This is a genomic window from Burkholderia sp. Ax-1720 (assembly GCF_011753035.1).
GTDB classification, from domain to species: Bacteria; Pseudomonadota; Gammaproteobacteria; order Burkholderiales; family Burkholderiaceae; genus Burkholderia; species Burkholderia gladioli.
The window spans coordinates 99466-115121 of record NZ_VWWK01000002.1; the positions used below are offsets into that span (position 1 = coordinate 99466).

Consider the following 15656-nt stretch of genomic DNA (forward strand, 5'->3'; position numbering starts at 1 on the left):
GCCGGCCGCCGGCTTACTTCGCGTCGTGCAGGCTTTCCAGGTAGCGCTGCGCGTCGAGCGCGGCCATGCAGCCCGTGCCGGCGCTGGTGATCGCCTGGCGGTAGATGTGGTCCTGCACGTCGCCCGCCGCGAACACGCCCGGGATGTTGGTGGCCGTGGCATTGCCGGCCAGGCCGCTCTTGGTGACGATGTAGCCGTCCTTCATCTCGAGCTGGCCCTGGAACAGGTCCGTGTTCGGCTTGTGGCCGATCGCCACGAACACGCCCTGCAGCGTGAGCTGCTCGGTCTCGCCGGTGCCGGTGTGCTTGATCTTCACGCCGGTGACGCCCGAGTCGTCGCCGGTCACTTCGTCGAGCACGTGGTTCCACTTGATCTCGACCTTGCCTTCCTTTTCCTTCTCCAGCAGGCGGTCGATCAGGATCGGCTCGGCGCGGAACTTGTCGCGGCGGTGGATCACGGTCACTTTCTTCGCGATGCCGGTCAGGTAGAGCGCTTCCTCGACCGCGGTGTTGCCGCCGCCGACCACCGCCACTTCCTGGTTGCGGTAGAAGAAGCCGTCGCAGGTCGCGCAGGCCGACACGCCCTTGCCCATGAAGGCTTCTTCCGAGGCCAGGCCGAGATACTGGGCCGAGGCGCCGGTCGAGATGATCAGCGAGTCGCAGGTGTATTCGCCCGAATCGCCGATCAGGCGGATCGGCTTTTCCTCCAGCTTGGCCGTGTGGATGTGATCGAACACGATTTCCGTGTTGAAGCGCTCGGCGTGCTCCAGGAAGCGCTGCATCAGTTCCGGGCCCTGCACGCCGTTCGGGTCCGCCGGCCAGTTCTCGACGTCGGTCGTGGTCATCAGCTGGCCGCCCTGTGCCAGGCCGGTGATCAGCAGGGGCGACAGGTTGGCGCGGGCGGCATAGACGGCCGCGGTATAACCGGCGGGGCCGGAACCGAGAATCAGGACTTTCGCGTGTTTGGGCGTGGACATGTGCAGGATCCGTTAAAAGCGGCCGGGCGCCCGGATGACGTGGCGCTCGGCAAGGCGGCATGCCGGCCCGGCCGCGCCTTGCGCGCCGGGGACGATGCCATAGATGGGTACCAGACGCGCATTATAAAGGGGCGTTTGCTGCACTGCCGAACCGGCGTTTTTATCGCGCCGATAGCATGCCTCGATCGACGGGTTACCGTCATTTACACTTGCCCGGTCGCGGCTGCGTTTACAATAATTGCGATCGAACGATCGGCGGCCGGCCCGACGTGGCCGCCTCTTCTACACGGATTCATGGCAAAAGCTCCCTTTACGGCTCAGGCGCAGGCGCTACCGCATCGTATGTCGCGGCTGTTCGTCGAGATTCGCTGGATTCTGCAGGTCGCGGTGTTCGCGTTCCTGCTGATGGCGCTCCTGAGCTACAGCCGTCGCGACCCGAGCTGGACGCATGCGGTCCAGATCGACCACATCTCGAACTGGGCCGGGCGCGTCGGCGCCTGGACGGCCGATATCCTGCTGCTGCTGTTCGGCATCTCCGCCTACTGGCTGGTGGTGCTGCTGGCGCGCCGGGTGGCCGCCAACTACCGCCGCATCACGCGCCACGAGGCGCTCGACGAGGAACCGCCGGCCCGCCCGATCGGCTGGCTGGCCGAGGGCTTCGCCTTCGTGCTGGTGATGCTCGCCAGCGACGGCATCGAGGCGCTGCGCATGTGGTCGCTGAAGGTGCCGCTGCCGCGCGCGCCGGGCGGCGTGGTCGGCGAGATGGTCGCGCGCGGCGTCTCGCACGCGCTCGGCTTCACGGGCGGCACCCTGTTCCTGCTGGTCGCGCTCGCGATCGGCCTTTCCCTGTATTTCCGCTTCTCCTGGCTGTCGGTCTGCGAGCGCGTGGGCGACGCCATCATCAACGCCTTCACGCTGGCCAAGCTGCGCCGCGAGGCCGAGCGCGACCGCAAGCTCGGCGAGGCCGCCGCGGTGCGTCGCGAGGGCAAGGTCGAGGAGGAGCGGGTGCGCATCGAGGAGCACGAGCCGGTCACCATCGTGCCGCCGATCGTCACGCCGGCCAAGTCCGAGCGCGTCGAGCGCGAGCGCCAGGTGCCGCTGTTCACCGACCTGCCGGGCGACTCCACCCTGCCGGCGATCTCCCTGCTCGATGCCGCCACCCAGTCCCAGGAGGCGATTCCCGCCGACACGCTGGAATTCACCTCGCGCCTGATCGAGAAGAAGCTCAAGGACTTCGGCGTCGAGGTCGGCGTGGTGGCCGCCTATCCGGGCCCGGTGGTGACGCGCTACGAGATCGAGCCGGCCACCGGCGTGAAGGGCAGCCAGATCGTCGGGCTCGCCAAGGACCTGGCGCGCTCGCTGTCGCTGGTGTCGATCCGCGTGGTCGAGACGATTCCCGGCAAGAACTACATGGCGCTGGAGCTGCCGAACCCGCGCCGCCAGACCGTGCGCCTGTCCGAGATCCTCGGTTCCGAGGTCTATGCCGCCGCGTCCTCGGCGCTCACCATGGGCCTGGGCAAGGACATCGGCGGCAAGCCGGTATGCGCCGACCTCGCCAAGATGCCCCACCTGCTGGTGGCCGGCACCACCGGCTCGGGCAAGTCGGTGGGGATCAACGCAATGATCCTCTCGCTGCTCTACAAGGCCACCGCCGACCAGGTCCGGCTGATCCTGATCGACCCGAAGATGCTGGAAATGAGCGTCTACGAAGGCATTCCGCACCTGCTCTGCCCGGTCGTCACCGACATGCGCCAGGCCGGCAACGCGCTGAACTGGACCGTCGCCGAGATGGAGCGCCGCTACAAGCTGATGAGCAAGCTCGGCGTGCGCAACCTGGGCGGCTACAACAACAAGATCGACGAGGCCACCAAGCGCGAGGAGAAGATCCCGAATCCGTTCAGCCTGACGCCCGAGGATCCCGAGCCGCTCGGCCGCCTGCCCAATATCGTGGTGGTGATCGACGAGCTGGCCGACCTGATGATGGTGGTCGGCAAGAAGGTCGAGGAGCTGATCGCGCGTATCGCGCAGAAGGCGCGCGCGGCCGGCATCCACCTGATCCTCGCCACCCAGCGCCCCTCGGTGGACGTGATCACCGGCCTGATCAAGGCCAACGTGCCGACCCGCATGGCCTTCCAGGTGTCCTCGAAGATCGACTCGCGCACGATTCTCGACCAGATGGGCGCCGAATCGCTGCTCGGCATGGGCGACATGCTCTATCTGCCGCCCGGCAGCGGCCTGCCGGTGCGCGTGCACGGCGCCTTCGTGTCCGACGACGAGGTGCACCGCGTGGTCGAGAAGCTCAAGGAGCACGGCGAGCCGAACTACATCGAGGGCCTGCTCGAGGGCGGCGTGGCCGACGGCGAGGAAGGCTCGGCCGGCGCGGGAACCGGCGAGGGCGGCGACGAGTCCGATCCCCTTTACGACCAGGCCGTCGAGGTCGTCGTCAAGAACCGCCGCGCCTCGATCTCGCTGGTGCAGCGCCATCTGCGCATCGGCTACAACCGCGCGGCGCGATTGCTCGAACAGATGGAGCAATCGGGGCTCGTGTCGGCCATGTCGTCCAACGGCAATCGCGAAATCCTGGTGCCGGCCCGCGACGCGGAATGACGCCGCGTCGGCGCCGGCCCGCCAATCAGGGAGAAACCCACCCCATGCAAGCATTCTCGTTCGTGCAGTTCCCCGCGGTTCGCCGCTTCGTCGCGGCGCTGGCCGGCGCCTCGCTGATGGCGGTCGCCTCGCAGGCCTTCGCGGGCGGCACCGACCAGCTCAAGGCCTTCATCGCCCAGGTCAAGACCGCCAAGGGCGGCTTCACCCAGCAGATCGTCAAGGCGCCGTCCAAGGGCGCGAGCGGCGCGCTGCCGACCGTCAAGCCGACCGACAACTCCAGCGGCAGCTTCGTGTTCTCGCGCCCCGGCAGGTTCGTCTGGTCCTACGAGAAGCCGTACCAGCAACTGCTGCAGGCCGACGGCGACACGCTCTACGTCTACGACAAGGACCTGAACCAGGTCACCGAGCGCAAGCTCTCGGGCGCGCTCGGCGCGAGCCCGGCCGCGATCCTGTTCGGCAGCAACGACATCGAGAAGAACTACACGCTGCGCGACGCGGGCGAGAAGGGCGGCATCGACTGGGTCGAGATGCAGCCGAAGTCGCAGGACACGCAGTTCCAGCGCATCGGCATCGGCTTCAAGGGCGGCACGCTGGCGGCGATGGAACTGCACGACGTGTTCGGCAACGTCACCCTGCTGACCTTCACCAATATGCAGACGAATCCCGCGCTGCCGGCCGATACCTTCCGTTTCGCGGTGCCCAAGGGCGCCGACGTGATCAAGGGCTGAGCGCCGCGCTCGGTGCCGGGACGGGCCTGCCAGCGATGGCAGGCCCGTTTCGTTTCGCGGCACCCGGCGGCGCGGCGCGAGGCGCCGGGCGCGCCGATGTCGCGGCGAGCCGCCATCCTGTCCGATCGGCCGAGGGCGGGTGGCGCGCCCGGCTGTCATAATGTCCGGCTGGCGCGGCGATGGACGCCGCGCCGGTCATTGCAGGAGTCGAGGTCCATGTCCGACCTGTTTGAAATCGAACCGCGCCGCCCGCTCGCGGAGGCGCTGCGCCCGAAGACGCTCGACGAGGTGATCGGCCAGACGCACCTGCTCGGCGAGGGCAAGCCGCTGCGGCTCGCGTTCGCGTCGGGCCGGCCGCATTCGATGATCCTCTGGGGCCCGCCCGGCGTCGGCAAGACCACGCTCGCGCGGCTCACCGCGAATGCCTTCGATTGCGAGTTCATCGCGCTGTCGGCCGTGCTCGGCGGCGTGAAGGACATCCGCGAGGCGATGGAGCAGGCCAAGGACACGCTGCATCGCAACGGCCGGCACACGATCCTGTTCGTCGACGAGATCCATCGCTTCAACAAGGGCCAGCAGGATGCGCTGCTGCCCTTCGTCGAATCGGGGCTGGTCACCTTCATCGGCGCGACCACCGAGAACCCGAGCTTCGAGGTCAACTCGGCGCTGCTGTCGCGGGCCCAGGTCTATGTGCTGAAGTCGCTCGACGACGCGGAGATGCGCCAGTTGCTGGTGCGCGCGCAGCAGATCGCGCTCGACGGGCTCAGCTTCGAGGACAAGGCCGTCGATACGCTGATCGGCTACGCCGACGGCGACGCGCGGCGCTTCCTGAACCTGCTCGAGCAGGCGCAGACGGCGGCGTTGTCGGCGCGCACCAACCGGATCGACGCCGATTTCGTCTCGAACGCGATGACGCTGAATGCGCGCCGCTTCGACAAGGGCGGCGACAACTTCTACGACCAGATCTCGGCGCTGCACAAGTCGGTGCGCGGCTCGAATCCGGACGCGGCGCTCTACTGGTTCTGCCGCATGCTCGACGGCGGCGCCGATCCCAAGTACCTGTCGCGACGCATCGTGCGAATGGCCTGGGAAGACATCGGCCTGGCCGATCCGCGCGCGATGCAGATGGCCAACGACGCGGCCGCCACCTTCGAGCGGCTGGGCTCGCCCGAGGGCGAGCTGGCGCTCGGCCAGGCCGTGATCTACCTGGCCTGCGCGGCCAAGAGCAATGCCGGCTACAACGCCTTCAACGCCGCCATGGCCTTCGTGCGGCAGGACAAGTCGCGCGAGGTGCCGGTCCATCTGCGCAACGCGCCGACCAAGCTGATGAAGGAGCTCGGCTACGGCCACGAGTACCGCTACGCGCACGACGAGCCGAACGCCTACGCGGCCGGCGAGAGCTACCTGCCCGAAGGCATGCGCGAGCCGCGCTGGTACCAGCCGGTGCCGCGCGGGCTCGAAACCAAGATCGCCGAGAAGCTGAGCTGGCTGCGCGAGCTCGATCGCGAGGCCGGCAAGCCCGAATAAGTCGCGTGATGCGCGGCGGGGCCGCCGGGCCGCCACCGCCGTGCGTTAGAATCCGCGTTTCACACAACGATTTTTCCAAGTCCTCCCATGCTCGACATCCAGTTGCTGCGCAAAGACCTCGACGGCGTCGCCAAGCGCCTCGCCGATCGCGGCTACATCCTCGACGTCGCCAGGTTCTCCTCGCTCGAGGCGGATCGCCGCGCGATCCAGACCCGCACCGAAGAACTGCAGGCGCGCCGCAACAGCCTGTCGAAGCAGATCGGCGCGATGAAGGGGCGGGGCGAGGACACCTCGGCCGTGATGGCCGAGGTCGGCGGGATCGGCGACGAGATGAAGAGTTCGGCCGCCAGGCTCGACGAGATCCAGGGCACGATGCAGGCGCTGCTGCTCGAGATGCCGAACCTGGCGCACGAGAGCGTGCCGGTCGGCAAGGACGAGGCCGGCAATGTCGAGGCGCGTCGCTGGGGCACGCCGCGCAGCTTCGATTTCGAGGTGCGCGACCACGTCGACGTCGGCACGCCGCTCGGCCTCGATTTCGAGACCGGGGCGAAGCTCTCGGGGGCGCGCTTCACCATGCTGCGCGGCCCGATCGCGCGCCTGCACCGGGCGCTGGCGCAGTTCATGATCGACACGCACACGCTGCAGCACGGTTATACGGAAACCTATTCGCCGTATATCGTGAACCCGGAAATCCTCTACGGCACGGGGCAGTTGCCGAAGTTCGCCGACGACATGTTCCGCGTCGAGAAGGGCGGCGAGGAAAACACCGTCACGCAATACCTGATCTCGACCTCGGAGATCACGCTGACCAACACGGTGCGCGATTCGATCGTCGACGCCGCGGCGCTGCCGATCAAGCTGACCGCGCATTCGCCGTGCTTCCGCTCCGAAGCGGGCTCGTATGGCCGCGACACGCGCGGCATGATCCGCCAGCACCAGTTCGACAAGGTCGAGATGGTGCAGATCGCCGCGCCGGATGCGTCCTACGCGGCGCTCGACGAGATGGTCGGCCACGCCGAGGCGATCCTGCAGAAGCTCGAGCTGCCTTACCGCGTGATCACGCTGTGCACCGGCGACATGGGCTTCTCGGCCGCCAAGACCTTCGACCTGGAAGTCTGGCTGCCGGCGCAGAACACCTATCGCGAGATCTCGAGCTGCTCGAACACCGAGTCGTTCCAGGCGCGCCGCATGCAGGCGCGCTTCCGCAACGCGCAAGGCAAGCCCGAACTCGTGCACACGCTGAACGGCTCGGGCCTCGCGGTCGGCCGCACGCTGGTGGCCGTGCTCGAGAACTACCAGAACGCCGATGGTTCGGTGACGGTGCCCGTCGCGCTGCGTCCGTACCTGGGTGGCCTGGAGAAGATCGAGCTGCCGGGCTCGGCGGCCTGAGGTCGCGAATCGGGTGCCGCTGCGTGAGGAAATCGCGCGCGGCATCCTCGTCAGTCCGGCCGAGAAATTTTTTGCGAAAAGGGCTTGGAAAGACGGAAAGAGTTGTTCTATAATCTTTGCTTCGCCGGGACGAGACCTACAGAACGGCGAAGCAGTAGAAGGAAAGGTGGCAGAGAGGTCGAATGCGCCGGACTCGAAATCCGGTGTACGGTTATACCGTACCGTGGGTTCGAATCCCACCCTTTCCGCCAGAATGCAAACCCCTCGAAGCCGAAAAGCTCGAGGGGTTTTTTCTTTGCCGCGCGGGTTTTCTCCGGCCTTTAGCGGGCGCGATTCGTTCTCCCCGTAGAAATCGAAAAAACTAAAGAAGTCCGGGGAGATGGCGTCGGATTTTTGAGATCTAGGCCTTGGGGCCCTTGTCGCGTGATTTTGGTTCGACACCGAGCTCGCGCAACTTTTTTCTCAACCGCATGTTTTCCGCGAACAACGCGGCCAACGCAATCAGCGTCAGCACTGGAAACACCCATTCTCCGCCGATGCGAAAAACGGCCCACGCGGCGACCATCAGCGCGAGGGCGGTGACGAGCAGCGCAATGCGATCGAACAAGCAGTTCATGCCGTCCTCGCTTTGCGCTGGCGCATACGAAAGCCGTAGGCATGTCGCGCGGGCCCGTCGATCAGCACTTCAGGATTGCGCCGCATGAAAGCAAGGATAGATGCAGGCACTGCAACGCGTGTGTTGCTCGACCAACTCCGGACCACCGCTGGCACTGCCGAACTGTTCCTGCAAGACAATGACGCGTCGGCGGCAATGATCAGGCTTCCGATCACCGCGCCGACGTAGCCGGCTGCCAAGATAGCGCCAGCGACCATCAGCGCCTCGAGTCCGGTTGTCGCGCCAACCAGTTCGGAGACAGTTGCGTCGGCGCCGAGCGTCTTGATGGCGCCCAGCATGGTGGACGCCGTGCCAATGGCTGTCTGGAGTGTCACGAAAAGGCCATTTGGCACAGGCATGTTCAATGCAACCATGTCTTGCTCAAACGCCTTTGAGAATGTCGTGCAGGTCAATCAGGTCACCCTTTTGAAGGGGCATCGCAATTCTAGCAACTTCGATCACGTCGGCCTGTTCGGGGCCGTGTGATGGGCGATGCCGGTATGTCGTTGGTGTCGTGAGCCTGTTTGTCCCTCGGTGCAACGACGCGCTCAACGTCGAGCGTCCGTCATCTAGCTGAGTCGACTCATCGATTGCAACGGGTTGGGTTGAGGTTTTTGTCGAGGCTGCAGTTTGCAGTCTCCGCAGCCTCTTTTCAGGTGACCTGTTGACGCGTCCTCGACCATTCGCATGGCGCGGGAAATCGGACGGACATGTGCGAAGGCAGGCGCTGGCCAGTCGACATCCGCCCGATCGCGTTGCTGAACTAACGAGGCATGGCTCATCGACAATAGGTGACTTTCCAGTCTCGATTGTTGCGTTGCGGCATTTCGCCGAGTGAATCCTTTTGAAACCCCCATCGTGACTACCGATTCACACTCGGAAATCCCTGATCGAAAAGCCATTCTCCATCCTTGTAACGCGCTGAAATCCAGTGTGCGCCGCAGCATGATTTTTCATCGCCCGCATCTCGATTTCAGGCTTTTCCAATTCGCTCGATCGTTTGAAAATAACGATTTGACTCATACCCCGCTTTCGGTTGAAGCTAATAGCTTGCTGTCCGAAGGATGTCCCTGCATGAGTTCGACTTTGACCGTCCGCCGTATCGCCGCCGACCAGGGCAGCGTGTATCGAGAGCTGCGCGCTGCGTCGCTGCGCGAGCCCTATGCGCCCGGCGAAGCGCCCGAGGCGGAGCTGTCCGTCGACGCCGACGCGGCCGATGCGATTGCCGCGCAGCGCGCGAGTTCCGATCAGTCCACCACCTTCCTGCTCTATACCGAAGGCCATCCCGCCGGCATGATCGGCGCGTATCTCGACAACACGCCCGAGCGGCGCGCCTTCGTCAGCGAGCTGTGGGTCGCGCACGCGGTGCGGCACCTGCGCGGCGGCGTGCTGCTGGTCAACACCGCGCGCGACTGGCTGGCCGGGCAGGGCGCGACCGAGATCTACGCCTGGATCGCCGAGCAGAACCGCAACGCGATCCGCTTCTACGAGCACATGGGCTTCACCAACCTCGGCGAGCATGCGCCGGTCGCTCGCGTGCCGGGCGCGATGAAGTCGCTATTCGTCTGGCGTTTCGGTGCCTGAGCCTGCCGCCGCGCGCCGATTCCCGCCTCGCCTTTTCGCCTGCCGTCGCCGTCTTTCCCAAAACGCCCATCGCGCCAGCCCCGGCGCCCTGAAAATGATGGCCGCCTGCCCGGACGCCTGTAAAATACGCAAAAATTTTTTGCAGGACGTCCATGTCGCTTAAAAAATCGCCATTCTTCGAGCTTCGCAGCGGCTCGGTCGACTCCCTGCTGTTCGTCGTCAAGACGGCGGACCTCGATGTCCTGCGGGCCGAACTGGTCAAGCGTTTCGAAGCGACGCCGGAATTCTTTGCCGACGACGTGGTGGCGATCGACGTGCGGCGCCTGGCCGAGGACGAGCGTGTCTCGCTCGACGCGCTTCGCACCATGCTGAACGACGTGCGGATGCGCCCGATCGGCGTGGTCGCGCAGCCGGAGCAGCAGGGCTGGGCCGCCGCAGGCGGGCTGCCGCTGCTGGAGGCGCGCGATCGCCGGGCACCGACCGCCAAGCCGGCGCAGGACGAGGCGCCGGCGGCCGAGGTCTCGGCGGCGCCGGCCGCTGGCGTGGCCGAGGTGTCGGCCATCGCGGCGGAACCGGCTGGCGCGGCTTCAGGGGCTTCCGCTGCTTCGGCGGCGGCCTCGGGCGGCGCGCCGCAGACGGTGGTGATCGACCGGCCCTTGCGTTCGGGCCAGCAGATCTACGCGAAGGGCGACCTGGTGGTGCTCGCGCCGGTCAGCAACGGCGCGGAGGTGATCGCCGAGGGCAACATCCACGTCTATGCGCCGCTGCGCGGCCGCGCGCTGGCCGGCGTGCTCGGCAATCACGACGCGCGCATCTTCTGTACGTGCCTGGAGCCGGAACTCATTTCGATTGCCGGTATCTATCGAACCACGGAGAACCCGTTGCCGGCCGAGGTGGTCGGCAAATCGGTGCAGATCCGGCTCGAGGACGAAAAACTGATGATCGAGCCGTTGCGGCTGACCTGAGCGCGAGCGCGCGACGCGGCAACGGATCGATCGGACCTCATTGACGAACACAGGGTAGGGTAATGGCAAAAATCATCGTGGTGACTTCGGGCAAGGGCGGTGTCGGCAAGACGACGACGAGCGCGAGCTTCGCCTCCGGGCTCGCGCTGCGCGGCCACAAGACGGCCGTGATCGACTTCGACGTCGGCCTGCGCAATCTCGATCTCATCATGGGCTGCGAGCGCCGCGTGGTGTACGACCTGGTCAACGTGATCCAGGGCGAGGCGAACCTGAACCAGGCGCTGATCAAGGACAAGAAGTGCGAGAACCTGTTCATCCTGCCGGCCTCGCAGACGCGCGACAAGGATGCGCTCACGCGTGAAGGCGTCGAGAAGGTCATCAACGACCTGATCGCGATGGATTTCGCCTACATCGTCTGCGATTCGCCGGCCGGCATCGAGTCGGGCGCGCTGCACGCGATGTACTTCGCCGACGAGGCGGTGGTGGTGACCAACCCGGAAGTGTCCTCGGTGCGCGACTCGGACCGCATCCTCGGCATCCTCGCCTCGAAGACCAAGCGCGCGGCCGACGGCGGCGATCCGATCAAGGAGCACCTGCTGATCACGCGCTACAACCCGAAGCGCGTCAGCGAAGGCGAGATGCTCTCGCTGGAGGACATCGGCGAGATCCTGCGCATCAAGCTGATCGGCGTGATCCCGGAATCGGAGGCGGTGCTGCATGCCTCCAACCAGGGCCTGCCGGCGGTGCACCTCGACGGCACCGACGTCGCCGAGGCCTACAAGGACGTGGTGTCGCGCTTCCTCGGCGAGGAAAAGACGATGCGTTTCGTCGACTACTCGAAGCCGGGCCTGCTGCAACGCCTTTTCGGCAGCAAGTAAGGGAGGCGCATCATGTCGATCCTGTCGTTCCTCCTCGGGGAGAAGAAGAAGTCCGCCGCCGTCGCGAAAGAGCGCCTGCAACTGATCATCGCGCACGAGCGCATCGGCGGCCGCCCGCCGGCGGACTACCTGCCGGCGCTGCAGAAAGAACTGCTCGACGTCATCTCGAAGTACGTCAAGATCTCGAACGACGATATCCGCGTCAGTCTCGAGCGTCAGGACGACCTCGAGGTGCTCGAGGTCAAGATCGAGATCCCGCAGGCCTGAGCGTGATCCGGGCGCGCCGCGCGATGCGGCGCGCCGCCCGCCGCCTGGTTTCCTCCGCCATTCCCGGCTCCTCCCGCCGTTTCCCCAAGTCCTTTCCAGCGCTCCATCGGACGCGTCGCGCCGAGGGTGGCTTTCATTCGGATTGCCGCTCTTACCAGCTGTTGCACTTTGACCCCCGCCGTAATACGGCCGCTGTAGGCGGCCGACGAGGCTCGCGCATTGAACCGGTACGCACTGAACGCGTATCCGAATCGATCACAAGGAGGTCACCATGATTCGCACTGCTGCCCGTTATCTGGTTCCGCTCGCGCTGGCCCTGACGGCTTTCGGCACTACCGTCGCGCCGCTCACGGCGAGCGCCGCGGAAGTCGTGATCGTCGCGCCGAGCGCACCGCCGCCGGTGCGCTACGAAGTGGTGCCGGCGGCGCGCGTCGGCTATGTCTGGGATCGCGGCCACTGGAACTGGGAACATGGCCGCTATGTCTGGATCGGCGGCCACTGGGAGGCCGAGCGGGTCGGCCTGCATTGGGCGCCGGGCCACTGGGCACCGCGCGGCCCGAACTGGGTCTGGGTGCGCGGCCACTGGGCCTGATGTGGGAGCACGATCATGAAACGAACCCTGTTCGTCGTCGCGCTCGCGGCGATCGTGCTGGCCGGCTGCGTGGTCGTGCCGGCCCGGCCCGTGTACTACCATCCGGCGCGCGTCGTCGTGTATTGACGCGGCCGGCGTGTCAGCGCGGCGGCGGCTCGTCCGCCTCGCGCGGCGCGGCAGGGGGCGAGGCGCCCCGCGCCGCTTCCGCCTCGACTTTGTCGTCCGGTGCCGATGCTTCGTCATCCTTGCTTTCGGGCTGCGCGTCGTGGTCCGCCGACGCCTCGTGCGGCGCGCCGGCGTCCGCATCGCGCAGCCGGCGCAGCGGATCGGCCGGCGACGCTTCGGCATCCTCGGCATTGGTCAGGCGGTCGTCGTCGTGCGCGGCGGGCGCCGGCTTTTCCGGGCTCGCGGCGGCTGCCGGCGGCGCGGCCGGATGCAGGTAGCGATGCGCGAGCGCTTCATAGAGCGGCGGCACGAACAGCCGCGAGACGCGGCTCGAGATCAGCGCGGTGGCCATCAGCGAGATCACCAGCGCATGGCCGTTGATCATCTCCATCACGATCACGAAGGAGGTGATCGGCGACTGCGTGACGGCGGCCAGGTAGCCGACCATCGCCAGCGCGATCAGCAGCGCCAGCGGCATGTCGCCGAACACCAGGTGCAGCAGGTTGCCGAAGCCGGCGCCGATCGACAGCGAGGGCGCGAAGATCCCCCCCGGGATGCCGGGCAGGTAGGACGCGACCATCGAGATCATCTTGGTGAGCGGGTAGAACAGCGAGAGCTGGCTGTGGCCATCGAGCAGGCCGCGCGCCTCGACGTAGCCGCTGCCGAAGGTGGTGCCGCCGGACAGCAGGCCCACCACCGCGATCACCAGCCCGCACAGCGCCGCGAACATCACGGGCCGGCCACGGTACATCGCCAGCAGGCGGGCCGGCAGCCAGCGCCCGGTGTTCAGCAGCAGCCAGACGAACAGGCCGCCGGCGATGCCGGTGAGCACGGCGGTGGCCAGCACGGCGAGCGCGACCAGGCGCGGAAACTGCATGCCGGCCTCGATGGTGCCGAAATAGGTGTAGTTGCCGTTCATGCCGAGCGCGATCACGCCGGCGATGATGATGGCCGTGATCAGCACGCCGCTGGCGCGCGCGGAGAAGCTGCGCGTGAGCTCCTCGATGGCGAACACGATGCCGGCCAGCGGTGTGTTGAAGGCAGCCGACAGCCCGGCCGCGGCGCCGGCCAGCACCAGTTGGCGTTCGATCAGGGCGTTCGAGCGCGGGTAGAAGCGGCGCAGGTTGAACATCAGCGCGGCGCCGATCTGCACGGTCGGCCCCTCGCGGCCGATGGTGAAGCCGCCCAGGATGCCGAGCAGCGAGATCAGCACCTTGCCGAACAGGATGCGCAGCGTGAGCAGGCGCGAGCCGAAGGCGGCAGGGCTGGCCTGCAGGGTGGCGATCACCTGCGGGATGCCGCTGCCCTCGGCGCCGCGGAAGAAGCGGCGGGTGAGCCAGACCGAGGCGGCCGCCACCGCCGGCGTGAGGATCAGCGGCAGCCAGGCATGCTCGTGTTGCAGCGAGCGGAAGCTGTTGTAGCCCCAGTCGATCAGGCGCGCATAGAGCACGGCCACGATGCCGACCACGATCGCCCCGAGCCAGAACACCCCGTACAGGCGCCACAGTCGCAGGGAGCGGCGCGGCAAGGTCTGGAGGAAGGCGGTGGTTCGCGACATGGCGGCGGGCGGGGCAAAGGGGGAATTATACGGAGGTCGCCGGCAGGCGCAGCCGGGGGAATCCACAGGGTACCGGCTCGAAGGGGAGCCTGGCACACTGTCGGTGAATCGAAAGCAGGCGGGTGGCAAGCAGTTCCGCCGGGCCCGGGGCGGGCGGCGAGCGCCATGGACGGCGCTGGAGGTGGGGCGCGGCGAGGCCTGCCAGAAGGCGGCGCGCCCGCGCCCGATACGCTGCCTGCCGCCGTGGGCAGGCAGCGTGCCCGGCTTACATCAGTCGCGTATCGCGCGTCTCGCGCATCAGCAGCACGCCGATCACGCTGATCGCCGCGGCCACCGACACGTAGCCGCCGACCCACGACAGGCCGCCGCGCGCGGCCAGCAGTTGCGCGATGTACGGCGCGATCGAGGCACCGAGGATGCCGCCGAGGTTGTAGGCGACGCCGGCGCCCGTGTAGCGGACATTGGTCGGGAACAGCTCGGGCAGCAGCGCGCCCATCGGCGCGAAGGTCACGCCCATCAGGAACAGCTCGATGATCAGGTAGAGCGCTACCAGCGGCATCGAACCGCTGCCGAGCAGCGGGGCCATCGTGAAGCCCGACAGCAGGGCCAGCAGGCCGCCGACGATCAACACCGGCTTGCGGCCGTAGCGGTCGGCCGCCCAGGCCGAGATCGGCGTGGCGATCGCCATGAACACCACCGCGATGCAGAGCAGGCCGAGGAAGTCGGGGCGCGCGATATGCAGGGTGCCGACGCCGTAGGACAGCGAGAACACCGTCGAGATGTAGAACAGCGTGTAGCAGACCACCATCGACAGCGCGCCGAGCAGGGTCGGCGCCCAGTGCTGGGTGACGAGGGTGACCACCGGCACGCGCACGCGCTCGTTGCGCTCGATGGCGGCCTGGAAGGCGGGCGTCTCGGCGATCTTCAGGCGCACGTAGAGGCCGACCGCCACCAGCGCCGCGCTGACCAGGAAAGGCACGCGCCAGCCCCAGTTGCGGAACTGATCGTCGGACAGGCCGATCGCGAGCGCGAAGAACAGGCCGTTGGACATCAGGAAGCCGATCGAGGGGCCCAGTTGCGGGAACATGCCGAACCAGCCGCGCTTGCCGGCCGGCGCGTGCTCGGTGGCGAGCAGCGCCGCGCCGCCCCATTCGCCGCCCAGGCCGATGCCCTGGCCGAAGCGCAGCACGCAGAGCAGCACCGGGGCCAGCGCGCCGATCGAATCGTAGGCGGGCACGAAGCCGATCGCGGTGGTCGAGACGCCCATCACCAGCAGCGAAGCGACCAGGGTCGACTTGCGGCCGAAGCGGTCGCCGAAATGGCCGAACAGGAAGGAGCCGATCGGGCGCGCGATGAAGGCGATGCCGAAGGTGACGAAGGCCGACAGCGCCTGCGCGGTGGCCGAGCCGTGCGGGAAGAACACCGGGCCGATCACGAGCGCGGCGGCGGTGGCGTAGACGTAGAAATCGTAGAACTCGATCGCGGTGCCGATGAAGCTGGCGAACACGATGCGGCGATGGCTGACGGGGCTCGCGCCATTCGACGCGTCGCTGACGGCCGGTGAGGTAGAGGACATGTTGGTTCCGTGGTGCGGGTTCGAACGGCGCGAGGGGCGTGCCGGACGGAGGATCGATTCGGGTTGGGGTTCCTGCCGCGCCGGGGCATCCGGCGGCGCGGGCGCCGGCTCGTGGTGCCGGCGATGTCTAGGGCGGGTCGCGCGCGTCGCGCGAGCGCAGGCCTGTCTGGCTCGCGTGTCGTACCGGCC

General features: G+C 67.2%; 14 protein-coding genes and 1 tRNA gene. 10 read left to right on the forward strand and 5 right to left on the reverse strand.

Annotated features, from left to right (window positions below; genetic code table 11):
- Positions 1-13 precede the first annotated feature (13 nt).
- Positions 14-976 carry a thioredoxin-disulfide reductase gene (trxB, locus tag F3J18_RS01125; RefSeq protein ID WP_036037547.1) on the reverse strand — a complete coding sequence of 321 codons (963 nt, stop codon included), beginning with the start codon at positions 974-976 and terminating at the stop codon, positions 14-16.
- Between the two features lie 294 nt (positions 977-1270).
- Between trxB and F3J18_RS01130 the strand changes: the two genes are divergently transcribed.
- The 5 genes from F3J18_RS01130 to F3J18_RS01150 all read left to right on the forward strand — a co-directional run bounded on the left by F3J18_RS01130 (position 1271) and on the right by F3J18_RS01150 (position 7478).
- The gene (locus F3J18_RS01130; RefSeq protein ID WP_025098115.1) at positions 1271-3583 is read left to right on the forward strand and encodes a DNA translocase FtsK; all 2313 of its coding nucleotides are present in this window, start codon (positions 1271-1273) and stop codon (positions 3581-3583) included.
- Positions 3584-3627: 44 nt separating this feature from the next.
- Positions 3628-4311 carry an outer membrane lipoprotein chaperone LolA gene (lolA, locus tag F3J18_RS01135; protein ID WP_025098114.1) on the forward strand — a complete coding sequence of 228 codons (684 nt, stop codon included), beginning with the start codon at positions 3628-3630 and terminating at the stop codon, positions 4309-4311.
- A gap of 216 nt (positions 4312-4527) precedes the next feature.
- The gene (locus F3J18_RS01140; protein WP_025098113.1) at positions 4528-5838 is read left to right on the forward strand and encodes a replication-associated recombination protein A; all 1311 of its coding nucleotides are present in this window, start codon (positions 4528-4530) and stop codon (positions 5836-5838) included.
- Positions 5839-5925: 87 nt separating this feature from the next.
- Complete coding sequence (serS, locus tag F3J18_RS01145) at positions 5926-7227, forward strand: serine--tRNA ligase (protein WP_166910792.1); 1302 nt, start codon at positions 5926-5928, stop codon at positions 7225-7227.
- 160 nt (positions 7228-7387) lie between these two features.
- Positions 7388-7478: transfer RNA gene (locus tag F3J18_RS01150), tRNA-Ser, on the forward strand.
- A gap of 149 nt (positions 7479-7627) precedes the next feature.
- Here F3J18_RS01150 and F3J18_RS01155 read toward each other — a convergent pair.
- Together F3J18_RS01155 and F3J18_RS01160 are read right to left on the reverse strand one after the other, a co-directional pair.
- Entirely contained in the window at positions 7628-7843 is a 216-nt protein-coding gene (locus tag F3J18_RS01155; RefSeq protein ID WP_166910794.1) for a hypothetical protein, read from the reverse strand.
- Positions 7840-8256 carry a hypothetical protein gene (locus F3J18_RS01160; protein WP_166910796.1) on the reverse strand — a complete coding sequence of 139 codons (417 nt, stop codon included), beginning with the start codon at positions 8254-8256 and terminating at the stop codon, positions 7840-7842. Before F3J18_RS01160 ends, F3J18_RS01155 begins: the two co-directional genes overlap by 4 nt.
- A 571-nt stretch (positions 8257-8827) precedes the next feature.
- On the opposite strand from F3J18_RS01160, the gene F3J18_RS01170 reads away from it, so the two are divergent.
- From F3J18_RS01170 to F3J18_RS01190, 5 genes are all read left to right on the forward strand, one after another.
- Entirely contained in the window at positions 8828-9466 is a 639-nt protein-coding gene (locus tag F3J18_RS01170) for a GNAT family N-acetyltransferase (protein WP_240154576.1), read from the forward strand.
- A 152-nt stretch (positions 9467-9618) separates the two neighbouring features.
- A complete protein-coding gene (gene minC / locus F3J18_RS01175; protein WP_025098108.1) occupies positions 9619-10431 on the forward strand; it encodes a septum site-determining protein MinC in 813 nt (270 codons plus the stop codon).
- 62 nt (positions 10432-10493) lie between these two features.
- Positions 10494-11309 carry a septum site-determining protein MinD gene (minD, locus tag F3J18_RS01180; RefSeq protein ID WP_013696928.1) on the forward strand — a complete coding sequence of 272 codons (816 nt, stop codon included), beginning with the start codon at positions 10494-10496 and terminating at the stop codon, positions 11307-11309.
- A gap of 12 nt (positions 11310-11321) precedes the next feature.
- Entirely contained in the window at positions 11322-11576 is a 255-nt protein-coding gene (minE, locus tag F3J18_RS01185) for a cell division topological specificity factor MinE (protein ID WP_013696929.1), read from the forward strand.
- Between the two features lie 250 nt (positions 11577-11826).
- Complete coding sequence (locus F3J18_RS01190; RefSeq protein ID WP_341772217.1) at positions 11827-12168, forward strand: YXWGXW repeat-containing protein; 342 nt, start codon at positions 11827-11829, stop codon at positions 12166-12168.
- A gap of 139 nt (positions 12169-12307) precedes the next feature.
- Here F3J18_RS01190 and F3J18_RS01195 read toward each other — a convergent pair whose 3' ends face one another.
- Positions 12308-13891: a chloride channel protein gene (locus F3J18_RS01195; protein WP_166910800.1), complete on the reverse strand. Its 1584-nt coding sequence runs from the start codon at positions 13889-13891 to the stop codon at positions 12308-12310.
- Between the two features lie 265 nt (positions 13892-14156).
- On the reverse strand, positions 14157-15467 hold the full coding sequence (locus F3J18_RS01200) for an MFS transporter (protein ID WP_025098105.1): 1311 nt from the start codon (positions 15465-15467) through the stop codon (positions 14157-14159).
- Positions 15468-15656 lie beyond the last annotated feature (189 nt).

Bases quoted from the DNA above. Each gene is read 5' to 3' on its own strand.
- F3J18_RS01195 (WP_166910800.1), bottom strand. From the start codon at position 13,891: ATGTCGCGAACCACCGCCTTCCTCCAGACCTTGCCGCGCCGCTCCCTG.
- F3J18_RS01130 (WP_025098115.1), top strand. From the start codon at position 1,271: ATGGCAAAAGCTCCCTTTACGGCTCAGGCGCAGGCGCTACCGCATCGT.
- F3J18_RS01170 (WP_240154576.1), top strand. From the start codon at position 8,828: ATGATTTTTCATCGCCCGCATCTCGATTTCAGGCTTTTCCAATTCGCT.
- minC (WP_025098108.1), top strand. From the start codon at position 9,619: ATGTCGCTTAAAAAATCGCCATTCTTCGAGCTTCGCAGCGGCTCGGTC.
- F3J18_RS01200 (WP_025098105.1), bottom strand. From the start codon at position 15,467: ATGTCCTCTACCTCACCGGCCGTCAGCGACGCGTCGAATGGCGCGAGC.
- minD (WP_013696928.1), top strand. From the start codon at position 10,494: ATGGCAAAAATCATCGTGGTGACTTCGGGCAAGGGCGGTGTCGGCAAG.
- trxB (WP_036037547.1), bottom strand. From the start codon at position 976: ATGTCCACGCCCAAACACGCGAAAGTCCTGATTCTCGGTTCCGGCCCC.
- minE (WP_013696929.1), top strand. From the start codon at position 11,322: ATGTCGATCCTGTCGTTCCTCCTCGGGGAGAAGAAGAAGTCCGCCGCC.
- F3J18_RS01160 (WP_166910796.1), bottom strand. From the start codon at position 8,256: ATGGTTGCATTGAACATGCCTGTGCCAAATGGCCTTTTCGTGACACTC.
- F3J18_RS01140 (WP_025098113.1), top strand. From the start codon at position 4,528: ATGTCCGACCTGTTTGAAATCGAACCGCGCCGCCCGCTCGCGGAGGCG.
- F3J18_RS01155 (WP_166910794.1), bottom strand. From the start codon at position 7,843: ATGAACTGCTTGTTCGATCGCATTGCGCTGCTCGTCACCGCCCTCGCG.
- serS (WP_166910792.1), top strand. From the start codon at position 5,926: ATGCTCGACATCCAGTTGCTGCGCAAAGACCTCGACGGCGTCGCCAAG.
- lolA (WP_025098114.1), top strand. From the start codon at position 3,628: ATGCAAGCATTCTCGTTCGTGCAGTTCCCCGCGGTTCGCCGCTTCGTC.